This window comes from Kaistella palustris DSM 21579 (assembly GCF_000422265.1).
In the GTDB taxonomy this organism is placed as follows: Bacteria; Bacteroidota; Bacteroidia; order Flavobacteriales; family Weeksellaceae; genus Kaistella; species Kaistella palustris.
The window spans coordinates 1-18295 of the sequence record NZ_AULL01000016.1; the positions used below are offsets into that span (position 1 = coordinate 1).

Sequence of the window (18295 nt, forward strand, 5' to 3'; positions counted from 1 at the left end):
CACAGAAGTTAAGCCCTCTAGCGCCGATGGTACTGCGAAAGCGGAAGAGTAGGTCGCCGCCAGTTTTTTTTAAAGCTCATCAATTTATTTTGATGAGCTTTTTTTATGCCCGGAATTCTATGGAGCAAACACTACATTTGATTATAGCGCAGCAGCTTTCGATCCCATAATTTTTAAATGTAAGACAGCCACCACTGTGTAATACTCCTTCGCATGCCAATAAATTCAAAAAGCCCATAAATTTTTGTATATAGCTCTTCTAAGCAGTTTTACTAAAAGGTCTTCTCCCTGCATTTTAATTTTAACAGATAAAAAAGAGAAATCCCTGCTCACAGCATCGTAGATTTAGTTAGAATTTTTCTGAAAAATGTGTCCATGAATAAACGCTTGTTAAATTTTTTTTAGCAGTCCTCACAGCAAACTTCCTGGATCCTTGTCAGTTTTGAACTGCGGTAGATTCTGTGCTGACCAAGTAATTCTGTAAGGGGATTCTTTTGTGACCGGTTTTGCAGATAGCTTGTTACATAAGACGATTCAGGGGTTCCACGTTTTTGCCAGTCAAATTGCCACTTGTTATCCATCGGAAAGACTTCCACGGCGATCGCACTTAAGTTATTGCTCTTAGGCAATCCCAGTGCCTCCAGTTTTTTTCCGATATCCTGCAGGTCCAAACGGGCGGTTCCAAGTTTATTTCCGCCCTCCTTCATGTAGATATCCGGATTTGTGCTGCTCCTTTTCGGCTGATAATACATAGGTCCGGAATCTATTAAAATATTTCTGAAAGATTGGCCGTCGGCCTGGATGACCTGCGTGTACAGGCAATACCAGAGCGAGGTGTTTGGCGGAAATGCAGTGATAGTCTTTCCATTAAGAACAGCATTGGAATGTGGTGCTGAAATTTCAACTGATTTCCTCATAAGAAAAAACGGGCTTTTTATTTCTGATCGGATTGCTGTGCAAACAAGTTCCGGTGCCGGATGCTGAATCCCGTTGACCTTGAGTGGTCGGCCATATCGGCCCTGCGCCGTGCTCCACACTTCTTTTTTGTGCCCCACCCGAATTTCATACGTGAAAAATCCAAAAAGCTCCTCACTTTCTGCATGCAATCCTTCCGGTAGCGGAAGAAGAAATGTTTTTGAAGCGGCATCTTTTTCCGGGATCATTTCCTGCATTATGCCAAGTCCCGCGAAGTCATTGGTCATATTTGGAATGATCTCCCTGATCTCTTCGGGATTTAGGATAAATGGTAAATCGGCCTGAAGTTCTGAAACCAAATCCATATTCATGCGGCACAGATAAGGATCTGGCGCAGAAGCCAAAACGCGGCAAAAATAAGTGTCTTCTGGATCCACTGGCGGGCTGTCGAATTCCAGCCAGATGTATTTGCGGCGTTCTTCTGAAAACTGGTAATTGTCTTTGTCGTACTGGTACGGACTCAATGCCAAACCCGCTGATATCAGTTTCGGAATCTGATGTGGAATCACTGTAACGGGCAGATCAATGGTGAGAGTAGTGACGTCATTTGCCTCTGCCAGGTTATTTTTAAAGTTGGGTGTAAGCGTATAAGTTACTTTCAACTCCCGTGGGAATTCTTTCTGAAATTTTTTTGGGTCGATGCTGTCGAGGAAAATAATTCGGCTTTCCTGGCGGGCCGGCTCGCTGAGCATGCTCATGTTGGCCACATCTTTCAATTGAATGCTTCCAATCTCCCTCAATTCATCTTCAAATCCCTGCACGCTTCTCTTAACGGTAAAACTGTCAATTTTTACGCCTTGCCATGCCCAGTCACGCAGTAGGCTGAAGTCCACTGACACGAGCCAGCGGTTAAATAATTCTTTAACGGATGAGAAAGCGACAGAGCCACTTTCCGGAGCCAGGGAATGACGCAGTTCATTACTCACGCCAAACTGTACTCGCTGCCCTTTCTTTCCTTCCAGTGTAAGTTCATGAGCATTTAAGTCCAGCGCTTCTGTCAAACGCAACAGTTCCGGAGAAGTTCTGCTTGGAGAAATTTTAACCGCATCAAGTTTGGTTTTGGACAGGGAAGCGAGTTCCGGTTTTGTTTCGGGCTGCAGATAAAATGCACGAAGCCCACCTTTAATTGGTGACAGTAGGTCAAGTTCGTTTTGAGCTGTCTTAAAGGATGTCAGAAGCAAAGTGTTTCCTTTAGCCACAAATTCTGCCGCGTAATCATCATCAGCAAAATCGACAATGGGCACAAAGGTCAGCCTAAGCTGTCGGGAGGTGGGGAGAACAAGATCGTTACTGTCTGGATCTTCAGTGAAATTATTATCGAAATCAATTACTTTAAAATCACGGTAGACAATATTTACCGAACATTCCATATCGTAGTTTTCCTCGGGTATATTAGCCGGTAACTTAAATCTTTTTTTCTGCCAAATAACATAAGGATCACGCCCTGTCTCGGACAGCACATTATCCATTTCGAGCGATTTTACTTCCACAATGATCTCAAAACTGTTGACGTCGGGATCTGGCAGGCCGATGCTGTGTTGTTTTCTTTCAGTAGGATCACCTGGAGGCACGATAGCATTGATCTTATCCTTCAGCAGTTGCGCCGCATTCGAATATTTCCCGGTGTAGACTACGCCGGGATAGCCGAGATCAGGTCTTTTAATACGCAGCATATTTCCCTCACCGAGGATATTTTCAAGAACACTTGCGTCTTTCACTAATTCTGAAGTCTGATTTTCGTAAAATTCATCAATGTTTAAAACATTTAAGGCGCCAGCTTTGATATTTCTGCGGAAATGAACGTCAGCAATGGGTTTCTGCCCGCCATTCAGTGGTTCGGTTTCCGGTGCCGGTGAGCCGCCGGAAATATCCATAAGCCGAATGCGAAACTGATAGTCTTCGCCATAACGCAGTGGAAGTTTCTGACTTTCATCCTGGGAATAGGGATGAAAGGTCTTCTTGGGACTGAGGTTTACCGCGTTTGTCGGATCAAGTCCGGGTACAGGTATATGTTCACTGGCGAGCAAATGGATTTCTTCAGCTTCTTTATCGGGAATGACCATAGCATGACCGTTCCAGGACGCGAAATACATCGGCAGCCAAAAACCTTCCTCCATCGTATTGCCGTGTGAGGAAGGATGAACTTCTGTCGGCAGTTCGAAGGCTTGATCAAGGCCAGCAAGTAATTCTCCGTTCTGCATTAGAATATCCTGAGTAGCACGCACCATATTTTGGGAAAGCCATTGCGCACCGCCAAGTTTTCTCACGTCTACCTTGTAGCCGAAAACCCCGAGGGGAGCATCAATGGGCAATTCCGTTATTTCATCTTTTTGCCGGAGTTGGCGGTTTCCCCAAATTGTAAGCTGTTCATCGTCCCAACCCAAACGCAGTCCCACATCTTTTACCGGTGGATTACTGGTATCTTTCTCCTGTAACAAGTCCTGATTTACAGGTTGTTGGGCATGTACAATTTTTGCAAAACCATCATTATAAAGAATAGATTCCTGCATTACAGCATCGTAAGTGGCATTGTTGGCAGCACTTTCCTGTACGGGAAAAAGTACGGGTGCAAAAAGAATCCGGTCCTTTGTAAGTGAAGGGAGGCGTGCTGCATAAACGGCAGAAAGCACACTTCCAAAGGCAGATCCGGCCGCAAATTTCGTAAATATCCATCCTCCTTTTTTCAGAAGTTCACCTTCAACCGGTATACTGGCCTTATAAATGAAGCCGGCTTTCTCCGCCAGAAGCGGATTCCGAAGTATAAAAGCAATGAGTTTGCCCCACGAAATAAATTTTCGGTCTGTCAGAGAATCGGTGAGTTTTTTATCTTTATTTTTAATGATACACTCGTATTCGTCATCAGTTACTGCGAAACGTGTTCTCGCAGTTGTAAAATTAAAGGATTCCCGGTAGGTATGCGGAAGATATTTTTTAATGGCTACGTTCTTTAAAGCAAAGGCTTCCATCTGAGTTTTTGCACCTTTGTCCAAATTAACATTGGGGTCATCGCTTATTTTCAGTCCGTCGTGTTCCTCCATCTGCACGATGATTTCTTCGATTACCGCCTTCTTATTGGCTGGCAGAAAAGGAATGTTGGGAGAAAAACTGTCTGTAACTGCCGAAAAAAGAGGCAAACCGTCAAGTTCATTGATGATTTTTGTCTCAAACTGGAAATCACCGTCCAGAAAAGAAGGTATATTCGCACCGATCGGTTTTCGGAGATCGATGTTTCTCGGCAGCAGTACAATATTGAAAAAAAGCTGACCCGCGGTATAACTCTGTGGGAAAGTTAAAAGACTATATAAGGGTTCCATGATAATCTAGTTTTGAAATTTAAACATTAACTGATCTGTCTAGTTTCTTCCCACGTCTCCGTGAAGTTGATATTAATGACAAACGCAATCGAAATATCCAGCGCAAACGTACATCTGGCAATACAGTTTGTAGGTCCATTGCCTATTTTTTTCTGCACCTGTCCCGCTGCTTCTATAGAAATAGTAACTGTTACAATTCCGCCAAAAAGTTCTACGCGGCCGCGGAAGTATATAAATGCGCCTACGATTAGTTCGGTAGTATTGATTTTCATATCAATTCCCACCATATAAGTGACTGCCACAGAGCCAACGACCGGCAAGCCAACTGCCAGTTCGATCCCAAAGCCAAACTTAAAGTAAAGCGTAGGCGGCGTGGAAAGATCTGCGGAAACACCTACTTCTGCACGGCCAATTGCATACACAGTTGCTGCAGCCAGACTTACACACATGACACGAAGATCAGCACCCAGTTCTAAATAGGCGCCGACAGACGGTTTGATCTGATCAATCGTATTCGGTATTTTGATCGGTTGATTAAAATAAACACCCAACTTGAAAAAAGCGTCCAGTTTCAGGGGCGTCGTAGGTGAATTGTAATTAATGGGATCGAAAGGGAATTTGACCAGCGGAATTTCCTGGTCTGCTTTAAATTTATATTCCCAGCTGTCAGCGGAATTGCTCATGGCAACCTTTAAACCTTTTTTAATGGCTTCCGAAGGCTGTGTAGGATCCAGACTGTTTAGAAATACCAAAATGTCATAGATCTTCTGCAGGGTTTTATCCAGCTTCAGTTGCGGACCGCTGCCCATATCTACACCGGCATCTTTATTTTTCGCATTGCCGAAATTGCCCGAAATGTACATCAGCGGTTTAAATCCCGCCAGGTCTACGGCTACGGTTATGTTGTGCATCTGATTGGCCCATTTTTCCACAGAGCCGGAATCTGTTACATAATCAATTACCGAATTATTGGTGTTGTTGCCATCTGTATCAATCGCCACATATTTAAGATAGATCCGGAAGGAATCGCCCTCTTTACCTACAATGTTAAACTGGAAGTTGTCGGGAACCTTATAGTTGAAAACTTTTTTCACACCTTCCGGCAGCAGGTTCATCGCCGTTTTTGCCACGTCGTCGATCTGCACTGCATCTGCAAGGTTCGGGAAAGGACCTTTAGAATTCATCAGGCGGAAACAGTCGGCCAGCAGTGCCGGATCCGACATATACTTCCCGACTTCACCTTTATTGAATTCAATGGTTTTTAAAAGTAATTTCTGTGTATCGGTATTCTGAAGAAAGCCATACGTTTTATCAAAAGTTGCAGGCGTGTTTTTCAGCGCATCTGCGTAAGTCAGGAGGGTTTTTGTAGAACTTAGCGTAAATGGGCTGCCGTTATTTTTCGGACGCAGACCGTCTTTTACCAAACCTACGGAAGTTCCTGTTTTCAGATTTTGCACACTACCTGAATTTTTTTCAACTTCCACCACGCTCCAACTTCCATCCGGCGGCAGAATAGGAGATCCTTTAACAGAGGCGACGAAAATAGTGGAACTTTGGTTGTCGCTCTGGTACGAGGCGGACATTTCCGCTGCATTTGTTTTAAATTTCTGCAGGGTTTTTTCCACGGCGATCAGAGCTTCTATATGACCACTGACAGGATTCTGGCTTTTTTTAAGAATATCTTTTAATATCCGTGCTGGTATAGGGACACCCTGAGGTTTGATCTGCAGATAACCTTTAAATTCTTTGCCGGTAATATTTGCATCGGTCGCATCCAAATCTACGTCACAGTCAAAATAAACGGCTACAAATTCATAATTCACTTTATGTCCTGGCGCAGTATTGGTAACTGTCTGCGAAACTTCATCTAAATAATAATCGCCAGCAACCGTTGTGTAATCTCCGGTTACCGTATCGGTATAATCCTCGCGAATGTTTTTAACATTGAGTAAACCCTGAACCATTCCCGGATAAATGTCATACGGATTGGGAAATGGCAGATTACCACCACCCTGAGGCCAAGTAAAACTAAAATCAAAAAGGCCTTCGCTCTGTGCAACCCAGCCGCTGTCTTCCCGGAAAATAACTGCATTGTTGTTCCGAAGAAAAGTGACCGTTCGCGTTACGCAAATTCCCCAGGGATAGATGACGCTTACTGCCTGTACGATTTCATGGGCTGTTCTGCCTTTTATTAAATCGAATTTAGTTTGCGAAATTGAGGCAAACTTTACGGCAGGATTTTTCCAATTGCTGAAAGTGCTTGCGCCATAGCCGGAAAAATCGATATGGGTTAAAGGCACGCCGCGACTTTTTTCGGGAGTGAAAACATTATTGAAAATACCGGTCACCGTTTTCCCAAGAATACTGATGCCGGGTTGATCCTGCAAAGTCTCGAGTTGTACCGTGGTTCCATACATTTCCGGCGGAACACTGGGATTAGGTGATTTTTTCGCCGCAATTCTAAACTGCAGGCCGCCCCGATAATCCTCATTATTATATTTAAATGCTGGACGGATAAAATTGAGGTGATCTCTACTGTACATTACCTCGTTTTTGTAGGGGTAAAGCGTAGTGATCGAATATTTTCCGTTGGGCAGGGTAAAAAGAATTTTTCCTGTTAAGTTCGCCTCTTTTCCGTTTTTTAAACTTAAAGTAAATTGTTTCATATAATCCCGCGGATGAATCCTCACCGGAACATTGCTGTCTTGACTAAAAATGGTTGGGATTGTATTGGGAGTCTGGTAAAGAATACCAATATCCGGATCCGGAACCTCGGGATCTCCCGGATGAATTGGTTTTTGCTTCGGTGTTAAATTATTGACCGGTTCCCAACTCACCTGCGGTAATGTAAGACCGCGCAGAAAACCCATTGGCGCCTGCAAAAAGTTTCTGTTAATTGTTACAGTATTTTCTCCTGTCACCGTCACCTCATTGGCATATCTTTCCTGCATCTGCTGGCGGCTGTCGTAGGATAAGGCAATTCCCCAGTGGTCAGATTCGGTGCTCACATCGAATAACATAAAACTGTTCTGGAGTACAGGGTTTTGGCGCGTTGAAGAATACGTGCTGAAAACCGTCTGGTTTTGACTGTCGCCTTCTTCAAATTTGTGGTCCATTGAAAAGATTACTTCTGCTAATGCAGTATCATTGGTAGTCTCCCATTTTGTCAGTGCCTTCAGCGTTCCGCTGATGATTTCCCGCGGTCGGACTATTGGCAGGCGGTTCGAGGTATAGGGATGCGGAAGCGTGGGCAGCAGATCTAAAATATAAAAGTTCAGGAGAAGCGAGCCGTCATACACCTGATTAGTCTCGTTGTATTTCCCGTTCAGGAATAGTCCGCTTTCTTTGGTGGTAGTGAAGTAGGCGTTTTCCAGCGCGAACTGATATTTTTTGTAAACCGCGTTCACCTGGGAAGTATAAACCTCCGTCTGCTTCAGGTCTTCGGTTAGCATATCGCTGTCTAAAATCAGAAGGCTTTTACCCTGGGTGGTCAGGATCTTAGCGTACAGACTTTTTTTGGATTTCGGATGAACGGGCAGGTTTTCCGCACGAAGCGGTTTATCGATTAGAAAACCCGTATCCGCATAGCCGCTTACGCCCTCAGCGAGGTCACTTTGGGAGAGAAGCTGCACCATACCGTAATTCATAAAACGGACTTCGAGTTCCATTCTCGCGGGATTTTCTGCGGATTTCTGCCAGAGGGTGAGATGATCCTGCAAAAATTCGTAATCCGCACTTTCAGCATAAACCGAGAAAAAGCCGTTGAATAGCATGACTCTTGCGGCATTTACGCCGATGAGCGTGTCCTGCGCACGCAGGCCGTCCCAAGTCGTTTGCAGACCTTTATCTACATCCAGCCCGAGTACGCCATTAAATTTCACTTCAACAGACTGATTTAATTGTAGAACCCGACTTTGAAGCATCCAGAGCGACTGCAAAATTTTGGCACTGCCACTGATACTGTAAATGCTGGAATCACATTTCACCACCTCAAACTGATTACCTCGGGAGCTGAGGGAAAGGCACATATATTTGTTTTCCGCATCCCAGCTAAAGGTCGAATCTGTGCAACTGAAACTGTAGTTCGCGCCAAGCGTGCCGGCAGAAAATCCGCTTACTTCGCTGGCCAGGAGTCGTCCGAAGCCACTTTTCAATTTTAGATGATCAGTGGGTTTAAACGCCGATTGCTTGCCGTCCATACCAATATCTACTGTGTTTTCAGCAGTAAAGGAATTATCGAGCGTAAGGTCTGCCGTTAAGGGCGAATTTTTTGGAATGTGAACAGAATTGGACTCCAGCTGATAAGAACCTCCCAAATCAAAACTTCCCGATAAAACGCGCAGACCGACGTAAGTGTCACTTGGTGCCGAAGGATCCAGCAAGTCAGCACGGATCCAGACATTTCCTTTAATGAGCGTCAGTATTTTAACCTTTGTGTTAAGTGCTAAAATACGCGAGAGTCTTACCGGAATAATGAAGGCTGCCCGTGTTTCAGTACCGAAAAATATTTTAAAGTCGTTGATATAAGTGTAAAAATTGTAGTAGATATTCGTGCCGTCAACCGTGCGGAAAGGACCCAGCGTTTTCGCGGGCACCGTAAACATTTGGTTGATGTTGATATTGCCGTTCTGAGCGGTTTGCAGGAAGAGATCCGGAGTTTTTTCAACCTCAAATTCCGGGAGTGTTTCCGGTCGTGTTGGACTGGGAATTTTCCTTTTCTTTAAAAGGGCGTCAAGTCCTCCTTTTGCGGTGGGAATCTTAGACGTGGCAACTGTGTACAGTGGACTGGATGAAATACTGGATTTGTGAAGCGCGGAGATCAGATCATCGAAATGTTGGGGTTGGTTTTTTTCCGCAGCCTCTAAATCCAAATCCTGCAACAGATCGAGTGCTGGGTTGGTGAGTGGCATTTTGTCTAATTTTGAGATGGATCGTTTTTTCAGGTTATTACGAACTTCATTTTCAGAAGTAATGCATTGCTGCAGACATGCGTTGCAACAGACCGGTGTGAGTTGCCATATAATGCATTGGCACAGAGAATGTTACCTAAATGCTTAACAAAGGTAAAAGTTTTTGGCGGATAAGATTTAAGAAATGATATTATAGATGAAAATACGTGAAAATCACCCTTTTTAAAAACGACCCAGGATTCAGCAGCCGACGTAGGTTTCACTGCACCTGACCCGATTTCCAAGGACATAATTGAACGAACGGGAACTATTCAGTACAAAATAATTTCGCAATTCGGCATTCGCTCCCGCATAACAGCTAACTTTCCTTCCACATTTTCTTCATCTTCATCTTCATTCAAACAAACTTGTTTTAATGACTGGTTATTTAGATCCTCGCATAAATCCGTTAAAGTTATCTGAGTTTTGCTAATATCCAGAGTTTCCAGATTTTTCATTTCATTAAAAAAAGGAATACTTGCCTTGGTTATATTCTGATGTCGCCGTAAAAACAAATTTTTTAGCTGTTCAAATTTCAGCATATATTCCACGGCTTTGTCTGTAATTTCACTGCCTTTTAAATGGACATCAACAATTGAAGTTACCCTTAAAGTAAAAAAATAAAAAAAGTCATCGTCTTCGTTCCCGTCAATTGACCAGATCTGATCCCAGTTTTCATGCAGTTGTGAAGGCTTATCCAAATGATAATGCTTTTGCCAAAATTGTTTTTCCTTTTTCGAAAATTGCATCGTCTCCTTTTTATTAAGAAATATCAGTCTCTTTAATTCTTATTCTTTGCAGTATTTGCCAGAATCTCTTCAAATTCGTCAAGTTCTGCGTAATCTTTATATCTAAAGGGAATATGTAGCCAACCCGATCCACGTGTCATCAATTCCACTTTGGTATGATCGCTTCCCGGACCGTGCTGAATATAGCCATCTATAAGACCGAATCTAAGGGCATTACTGTTGTCGAAATTTGTCTTATTTGTAGAATAATGGATTAACTTTATATTATCAAACGGTAGGAAGAACCATTCGTCAACAGTGCGATAGATATTTTTTGGGGCAGAAATATTATGCACATAAATGACGATACCGTCGTTATTGATTTTATAGTTGAAAGTCTGTTCATCACCCTGCGAAGTTACTTTGGATTTTACGAAATGCTCTGCAAAAAAGCTTTTTACATAAGCAAGGTCATTGCCGTTAATGGTTGAAATATCTGTTTTATCAGCAACCGTTTTCGAGCTTTTTCCTTCACTGTTATTTTCACACTCAAATTTGTAGGATTCTGCCGCAACAGTGACAGTCACTCCAGTCACTCCAAAAAAATTAATCGTTTTAATTTCGACTTTATAATTACCATCAACACCTGTCCAGACACCGTCTGCATTGAGCGGTTCAGCACTAATATTCGGTTTGCCGCAAATTTGCCGGAAATCGTTTTCTTTGATAAAGGCGATAATTTTTGCGGCTTCAGAATCGCTGAAATCTTCAAATTTCACCGCATAAATGGTATTGTTTTTTGAGTAAACCTGCAGTGGTTCTTCCGTCACGCCTTCAAAATACTGCAATAGGTAGCCGCCAACTGTTTCATCATCATTTTTATCGTAAACCGGGTAGCCTTGAGATTTCATCATTCGTGGAATTTCCGTGAGGCTTTCTCCGATGAAATACTGCAGGTCGCGCAGGTTGGAAGGATGTTTTTGGCAGAAAAACAGCGCGGTCCCAAATAAGAATACTGTAATTGATAAAATTCTTTTCATTTTTAAAGTTTTAATTGAGCTGGTAAACAAAATAGAACGCGGATTCGGAATTTGATCTAATTTTTTCTGTTTTTAAAATCTTCCTGCGCTTTTTTTTCAGCTTCAACCCGTTGTTGATTGGGTTTGGGCCATTCTGTATTTTTTTTCCTTTTGAATCGTTCTGCTGCTTCATCCTGTTTTCGTTGCGCCATTTTATCACTATAATAATATTTCCAAATCGTTTCAAAAGCCTTGTAAATAGGAGTTCGCGTAATGTCGTCTTCATCGTTCACGTAGATGTTTACGGTTTCCGTTTTATCTTTAATGGTGAAACCAATATGCAGCGCGACCGGAATCTGCTCTGTTTCTGTTCCGTGAATCGTAACTGTCTCGCCGCCATAAGGTTTTATTTCGCTCACATTTTTAAAATCGAATTCTATTTGGTGATGTGATTGATGATCCTCTTCATCAAAAGTGTCGAAGGTTAATTTAAAAAATGCGCCGGAGAAACTGGCTTTATAATTTTTGGAAAGTGTTTTTTCCTTTCCGTCTTGCAAATATTCAGTGGTGAAATCCGTGTAATAACTGATGATGAAATCTTTCGCGGCGGCGACAGTGGAATTTTCGTCTGCGCGGTTTTCTTTCACTGAGTAGGTTTGTGAGATGCCGGAAATAAAACAAATAAGCAGAAGGACTGTTGCAACTTTCTTCATCAAAAGGATTTTAATAGAGAATTTTGAAATTATAAATAATTAAATATTACCTGTAAAATATTTAATGAAGATCATTTACATTGCAATAAATATAGATATAATTTTTATTTCCTGCCGAAAAGGTATGAAAATAAAAAAAGTAATTTGAAAGGTGCAGATAATTAATTTAGCTAAAAAATTATATCAGCTAAAACCGGCTCAGTATTCCCCAGTGAATTTTAGTATCTCCAAATTTGATGGGATTCCCAAATTCATTTCCATTAGAAAGCTGAAAACTCATCAGGCCAATCGGTAAAAAGAAATTGAAACCCAGGCCGAAACTGTAGATTTTCGGTTTCAGACCAAGATTTTTATTATTCAATTGTCCGTACTGTCCAAAAACATCGAAGAATGCTTGATTCCCGACAAGATAGCGGTACTCCGCCGTTCCGAAATAATAGAAATCAGCCAGCAGTGAATTTTCATTAAAACCGCGAAAGGAATTCCAACCGCCAAAACGGAGGAGTTCATTTGTTGCAAAATCGTTTTTCGAATTCAGCAGCGCGGTTTCGCCACGAATGTTCAGATAGTTATTTCCTGAAATATAAAAATTTCGCTCACCTGAAAACAGAAAATTATTTTGTTGTACCGAAAGATCTTCTTTATCATAATTCGTTGAAATATAATCAGCTTCGGCGCGTAATCTTGTTTTATACTGAAAAAGCGCCACCTCCGAAGGTTCTGTAAATTCATACCAAAGACCAACGCCTTTCTTTGTAAAATCCTTGGCCTGCACAAAAAGTGAATCTGTAACAGTTGAAGTTTCGAGTCTCCCACGAAGTCCGAGTTTCTGCCGGTTATTTAAATGAAGGTAAACGCTCGGCAGCAGTTTTACAGTGGCGAAAGTTGAATCCTGCCGGTAAATATTTACGTTGATGTTCGTTCCGATATTTGAGCCAAAAAGATAAGGAACGTCTGCCTGGAGGTCGAAAGTCTGGTCCTTATCCGGGTTTCGCTGCCAGAAAATATTCACCGTTTCGAAACTGTTGAACATATTCCGGAAGTTCACATTCAGGCTTCCGTTAAAGGTGAATTTTTCCGACTTATCGTTCCCAAAACCGATAATACCGTCGAAACTGTTGGCTTTCTTCTTTTGCAGAAATAGAAATACCTGCGTAGAATCTTTAGTAAAAAGTGTTTGCGGTGGTTTTTCGAGCAACACGAACGGATGATTTTGTAAGGATTGGTTCAGCGCCACGAGATTTCTGTCGTCGTAAGTTCTACCTTTGAATTCTTTTTCCAGGTTTTTAACAAATCTTTTCGGAAGTTTCTCATAACCTTTAAAAACAAAACTGTCGATATTTCGTTTTTCTCCTTTAATAACGGAAATTTCCACCTGCGGAATCCCGTTTTTCAAGCCGGTGAATTTAGATTTTACGCGGTTGAAAGCATAACCCCTGTCTCTGTATTTTTCGCTGATCTCCTTTTTTAAAGAGTCCAGGTTTTTTGTGAAAAGTGTCGCGGTCAGTTTTGTAATTTCGCTGATCTCCGGAGTTAAAGTGACTTGGGCTTCGTTGAAGTTTTTGCCTTTGTCGTAATATATTTTTGTGAGCGAATCTTTTTTAATGACTTCTTTTACTTCTGTGAGATAAAAATTATGCTGCGACAGCGAATCCAGAAATTTCACTGCAGAAAGAGAATCCTTCACCTGGGTTTTATTTTGATCCTGCAGATCAATCAGTTCATATCGGTCATGCTGCGCTTTCACAAAAACACATAGGAGTAGCAGGAATATGCTGTAAAGAAATTTCAATAAAAAGGTTTTATCAATTGGAACTCAATTTACGTTAAGTTTATTATATTGAACACTAAATTTTCACTTGCTTTTTCTTTCTTTAATGGCGCTTTACGAAGTGTGTCGAACATTAATAAAGTTTAGGGAAATTTTTAATTTTAAAGCGACATCAATAAAGTATGAAAAAAGTAGGATTGTTTTTTGGGAGTTTTAATCCGATACACATTGGACACTTGATCCTGGCCAATTATATTCTGGAGAATTCGGATATGGATGAACTGTGGTTCGTGGTAAGTCCGCAAAATCCCTTTAAAGAAAAAAAATCTTTGTTAAAGGATCATCACAGGCTCGATATGGTGCAGCTCGCCCTGAAGAATTATCCCAAAATGCGCGCTTCAAATGTAGAGTTTTCGCTGCCGCAACCCAGTTACACGGTTGATACTCTGACTTATCTTCATGAGAAATTCCCGGACTATTCTTTTGCACTGATCATGGGCGAAGATAATCTGGCAGGACTTGCAAAATGGAAAAATGCCGCGAACTTAATCAAGAATCACCAGATCATTGTGTATCCACGTTTGCAAACTTCGGAAATTAAATCATCATCAAAATATCCGGAACATGAGCATATTTCACTCATCAATGCGCCAATCGTTGAGCTTTCTGCTACAGAGATCAGAACAATGATCAAGGAGGGAAAAAATGTACGCCCCATGTTACCGCCGGAGGTTTTCGACTATCTCGACGGCAGCAGCTTTTATAAGTAGAACGGCTCAGCGCACAGTTTAAATTTGCCTATTTTTGCGGCGTTGCATTTTCAAAATAGTAAGGCGCAACAAAAATTTGAAACATGGATTTTATTACAAAATTTTTCGATAAATATTCTGAGGAAAAAATTGCACATTGGTTCAAGCAGATTTCTGTCGCCGAAGCAATTTCCTGGTGTCTGCTTTCCAGCGCGATGGTCTGGATCCGGTACGACCGCGACGGACTTTTGCCTACGATCTACATCATCATTATCGGGAATATACACGGCTTATTTTTTACGCTGTATTTACTGCTTTTGATCCCGGCCCGAAAAATTTTCCGGTGGGACGATGAAGATACAGTTTTTGCCTTGATCGCCGCCTTTTTTCCGTTTGCAACCATTTGGGTAGAAAAAAAGCTTGCCAAAATTAATCGCGAGTAGCACCGCAAAATAGTTTGCAGAAACAAGAGAGTGGAAGTTTTTCCGCTCTTTTTTTGTGTTTGAATGTAATGTTTTCGGCTTTCCGGTTGTCTACATAATGACGACATTTATTTTAACTTAATTTTTTAACCCTGATAATCAATGTCTTAATTGTCGAATATGAAGTTATTTACTACTTTGTATTGCATAATACTATAACATTGATATATCTTTGCATTGTTATACTACTAAAGAAACTAATAGCTGAAGAAAAGAAGGAAGGCAAAAACGAATAACCAGACCTAAACTAATAACTAACCTTCCTTCTTTTTCTTTTTAAAAATTAAACCATGAAAAAATTCCTCATCACTCTTTCGCTTCTTTCCGGATTTGTGGCATTTGCCCAGGGAAATCCCAAAACTGATTCTGTGAAAACACAGGAGATCAAAGAAGTTACACTGACTAAAAAAGTTTTCAAGAAAGAAAGCGACCGTTTTGTCTACGATGTAGCTGCCTCGCCGGTTGCAAAAGGTAATACAGCGTTCGGACTGTTAAAGGAAACGCCGCTGGTTTCTTCCACCGACGGAAAAACTTTAAAAATAGCAGGAAAATCCAGCACCGTAATTTATCTGAATGGTAGACCAACCCAAATGGACGCCGACGGTCTGGAGCAGTTCCTGAAAAATACACCGGCAGAAAATATTCAAAAAATTGAGGTGATCACCACGCCGGGCAGTGAATACAGGGTGGAATCCAGCGAAGGAATCATCAATATCGTGCTGAAAAAGAAAAGCAGCAACGGCCTCAATGGAAACCTGCGCTTATTCAACAACCAAAGTTATCACAATGCGGCCGGCGCAGGAGCATCTGTAAATTACAGAAAAGATAAACTGGGAATAAATGCCAATATCAATACCAGTGAGAATATTCAGGAACAGTATTACATTCTCCGGAACGGGAACAGCGCCGCCTTTAACCAGACTGAAGGACATATGACTGATCCCAACAAAAATCTGGGCGGTTATTTAAACATTGATTATCAGCTTACAGACATGAGTAATCTGGCGCTGACTTACAATTCCCGCGCAAACAAAAGTTACAATTCCCTCGGCAGTCTTTTTAACACCACTACAGATCTCACTAATAATACAACGGATTATACCTGGACCAAGAATAAGGAAGACGCGCGGTCGTATAATAACTCACTGAATCTGAATTATGAACTGAAGACAGACTCGCTCGGCAGTAAACTGAATTTAAATGCTGCAGGCCTTATATACAAGCGGTTTGAAACATCTACCCATTTAACCTTGGCCTCAGATATACAGGGAAATGACAACGGAACGGTAGTGCGGATCGATCAGTCGCAACCGCAGATCATTCACAATTTTTCTGCCACTGCAGATTATGTGCAGAAATTTAAAAATGATTATACGGTTTCCGTCGGTGGGAATTACAATAAAACAAAAACCGATAACGATACGCAATACGAGGAATTCAATTACCTGACTCAAATCTCAGAACAACTGCCGAATTATTTCCGGTATGATGAGAATATCTTCGGCGGTTACCTGACTGTAGAAAAAATATTTTCGCCAAAGTTTTCAGCTAAGGCCGGCGCACGTTACGAACTGACGCAAAGTGTGGGGAATTCCGACAATGCTCAGGATGCAAACCTCCGCAATATCGAAAGAGATTATGATAAAGTGTTGCCGTATTTCAGTTTCAATTATGCCATCAACGAAAAAAATAATATTTCTTACGCTTTCTCGAGCCGTATGCGCAGACCGAGCTTCTGGGAACTGAATCCGGTAAAGCATGTGCTGACGGAATTCAATTACATTCAGAATAACCCTTTTGTGAAAGCTTCGACATCCTATTCTCATGAGTTTACGTACATGTACAAAAACACCTATTTCTTTGTGGTGAATCACAGTCTGAAAAAAGATGCCATCACACAGGTGCCGCTTCAAGGAATGATAAACGGTCAAAATCAGCTCCGCTATATCCGCACAAATTTTGGCGATAAGCAGGAAATGAGCGCCACAGTGGGAATGCAGAAATCTTACTTTAAAGGTTGGCTGAGTTCTAATTTCAATATCGGTATGCAGCGCAACATTAATGATGGAAGTTTAAGTCAGGATCCGATCAGCGGAGATATTTTTCCGCTTTACGAAAACCATACGGCCTCCAACAGTTTGCTCATTCAGACAAATAATAACCTGCAGCTCGACAAAAAGAAAACGTGGTTTCTGGGTGTAAATTATTGGTATGTCGATAAACAGCAGATTGAACTGGGCCTGCTTGATGAGTTGATGAGCCTTGATCTTACTGTAAAAAAGCTGTGGAATAACTGGACATTTGCAGTGGCTGTAGAAGATGTTTTGGGTACTAATAAAAATATTATTTCAGATTACCAGAAAAACGGAAACTTCAATTACGTAAACCAAAACGGCTACAACAGAAACGTAGAACTGACGATTGTGTACAACTTCGGAAATCAAAAGGTGAAAAAAGTACGCGATATCGACAGCGCAGATAAAGACATTAAAAACCGCACCCGATAATTTCAATTTTCATAACAGTTATTTTTTTTTCGCGAAAGCCCTTAGAATTTTTTTTAAGGGCTTTTTTGTTTTCCGGTAACTGAACCTTTGTGGAGACATCGGTCTGGTAGTCCTGTTAACAGATGGAAGAATTCGCGAAACATCTCAAAACATCCGATAATTTCATTTATTTTTACGAAAATTTTTTGATGAAGTACAAATATCTTTTCGTTTTGTTTTTTGCCGGCTCGCTTGTTTTTGCACAGGAGCGGAAACCGATGAAAGAAGGCACACTGACAACGGTAACCGGTGAGAAAATCCCCTTCAAAGATCTGACCTGGAAAAATGGCAAAGCCTATTATATCAATGCCTCCAATAAGTTGCAGGAAGAACTTTTTGAACCGTCTATCAAGGAAATCACGGATCAGTTTCCGAATCCTGAAAGCAGTGGAAATACGTCTTTTTCAGCAGCGGAAATTGCCAGTCTTAAAAAAACCAGCTTGCCGGAAGGTATTTACGCTACGAAAGCGGACTTTGCTGCAAAACAGCCGTCGAAGATTCAAAAACTTACGAAAAAAGGACTCATCGGTTTTGAGAAAACTGTCGTAAACGACGACGCACTGGATTGTTTTTTCTACGATCAAACCACCGACCGCAAACTGAAAAATGTTTTTGCGGTTGTGTACAACGGTGATCTCTACTTTAATGTGCAAAGTATTCTGAACAACAGAAACAAAACTGACCGCGCACAGGGCTCAGATTTCCCCAACAGTTTTACCAAAGTCACCATTCAGGGCGAAAATTATTTTTATACCGAAGTCGTTCTTGCAAATATCTGGGCCAAAGGTCTTGCCTACAATATGGGCCCGGCAGGTGGGGCAATGGCTTCAACCCTTAATCAGAGTAAAGGCGTTGTGTGGGACGTAAAAAATGATGAATTCAATATCTTTAAAAATTGCGCAGATTATAACGACTTTATCAGAGATAAAGCTCCGCACGATATTTTAAACTGTAAAAATGATTTCTACGACCAGGTTTTTGTGCGCAGAACCATTGAAAAAATCAAATAGAGATTAAAAAACATAAACCTAAAAAGCCACTCAGACAGT

Annotated in this window: 10 protein-coding genes; 4 read left to right on the top strand and 6 right to left on the bottom strand. The window is 41.5% G+C overall.

Translation table 11 applies throughout. From position 1 onward, the window contains the following. Positions 1-401: 401 nt before the first annotated feature. The 6 genes from H562_RS0105185 to H562_RS0105215 all read right to left on the bottom strand — a co-directional run bounded on the left by H562_RS0105185 (position 402) and on the right by H562_RS0105215 (position 13490). Positions 402-4289, bottom strand: coding sequence for a hypothetical protein (locus tag H562_RS0105185; RefSeq protein ID WP_027376530.1), 3888 nt, complete (start codon positions 4287-4289; stop codon positions 402-404). Positions 4290-4315: 26 nt separating this feature from the next. Then, positions 4316-9199: a hypothetical protein gene (locus H562_RS0105190; protein WP_027376531.1), complete on the bottom strand. Its 4884-nt coding sequence runs from the start codon at positions 9197-9199 to the stop codon at positions 4316-4318. A gap of 311 nt (positions 9200-9510) precedes the next feature. Next, on the bottom strand, positions 9511-9987 hold the full coding sequence (locus H562_RS0105200; RefSeq protein WP_027376533.1) for a hypothetical protein: 477 nt from the start codon (positions 9985-9987) through the stop codon (positions 9511-9513). Positions 9988-10019: 32 nt separating this feature from the next. Continuing rightward, positions 10020-11006 (bottom strand): hypothetical protein, encoded by a 987-nt coding sequence (locus H562_RS0105205; protein ID WP_027376534.1) that lies wholly within the window; start codon positions 11004-11006, stop codon positions 10020-10022. A gap of 56 nt (positions 11007-11062) precedes the next feature. Next, on the bottom strand, positions 11063-11698 hold the full coding sequence (locus tag H562_RS0105210) for a hypothetical protein (RefSeq protein ID WP_027376535.1): 636 nt from the start codon (positions 11696-11698) through the stop codon (positions 11063-11065). 187 nt (positions 11699-11885) lie between these two features. Next, positions 11886-13490, bottom strand: a complete 1605-nt coding sequence (locus H562_RS0105215) for a BamA/TamA family outer membrane protein (protein ID WP_027376536.1) — start codon at positions 13488-13490, stop codon at positions 11886-11888. Positions 13491-13651: 161 nt separating this feature from the next. Between H562_RS0105215 and nadD the strand changes: the two genes are divergently transcribed. From nadD to H562_RS0105235, 4 genes are all read left to right on the top strand, one after another. Then, positions 13652-14239, top strand: a complete 588-nt coding sequence (nadD, locus tag H562_RS0105220; protein WP_027376537.1) for a nicotinate (nicotinamide) nucleotide adenylyltransferase — start codon at positions 13652-13654, stop codon at positions 14237-14239. Positions 14240-14322: 83 nt separating this feature from the next. Further along, positions 14323-14661 carry a DUF3817 domain-containing protein gene (locus tag H562_RS0105225; protein ID WP_027376538.1) on the top strand — a complete coding sequence of 113 codons (339 nt, stop codon included), beginning with the start codon at positions 14323-14325 and terminating at the stop codon, positions 14659-14661. A gap of 329 nt (positions 14662-14990) precedes the next feature. After that, complete coding sequence (locus H562_RS0105230; RefSeq protein WP_027376539.1) at positions 14991-17207, top strand: outer membrane beta-barrel family protein; 2217 nt, start codon at positions 14991-14993, stop codon at positions 17205-17207. 188 nt (positions 17208-17395) lie between these two features. Then, complete coding sequence (locus H562_RS0105235) at positions 17396-18256, top strand: hypothetical protein (protein ID WP_156831966.1); 861 nt, start codon at positions 17396-17398, stop codon at positions 18254-18256. Positions 18257-18295 lie beyond the last annotated feature (39 nt).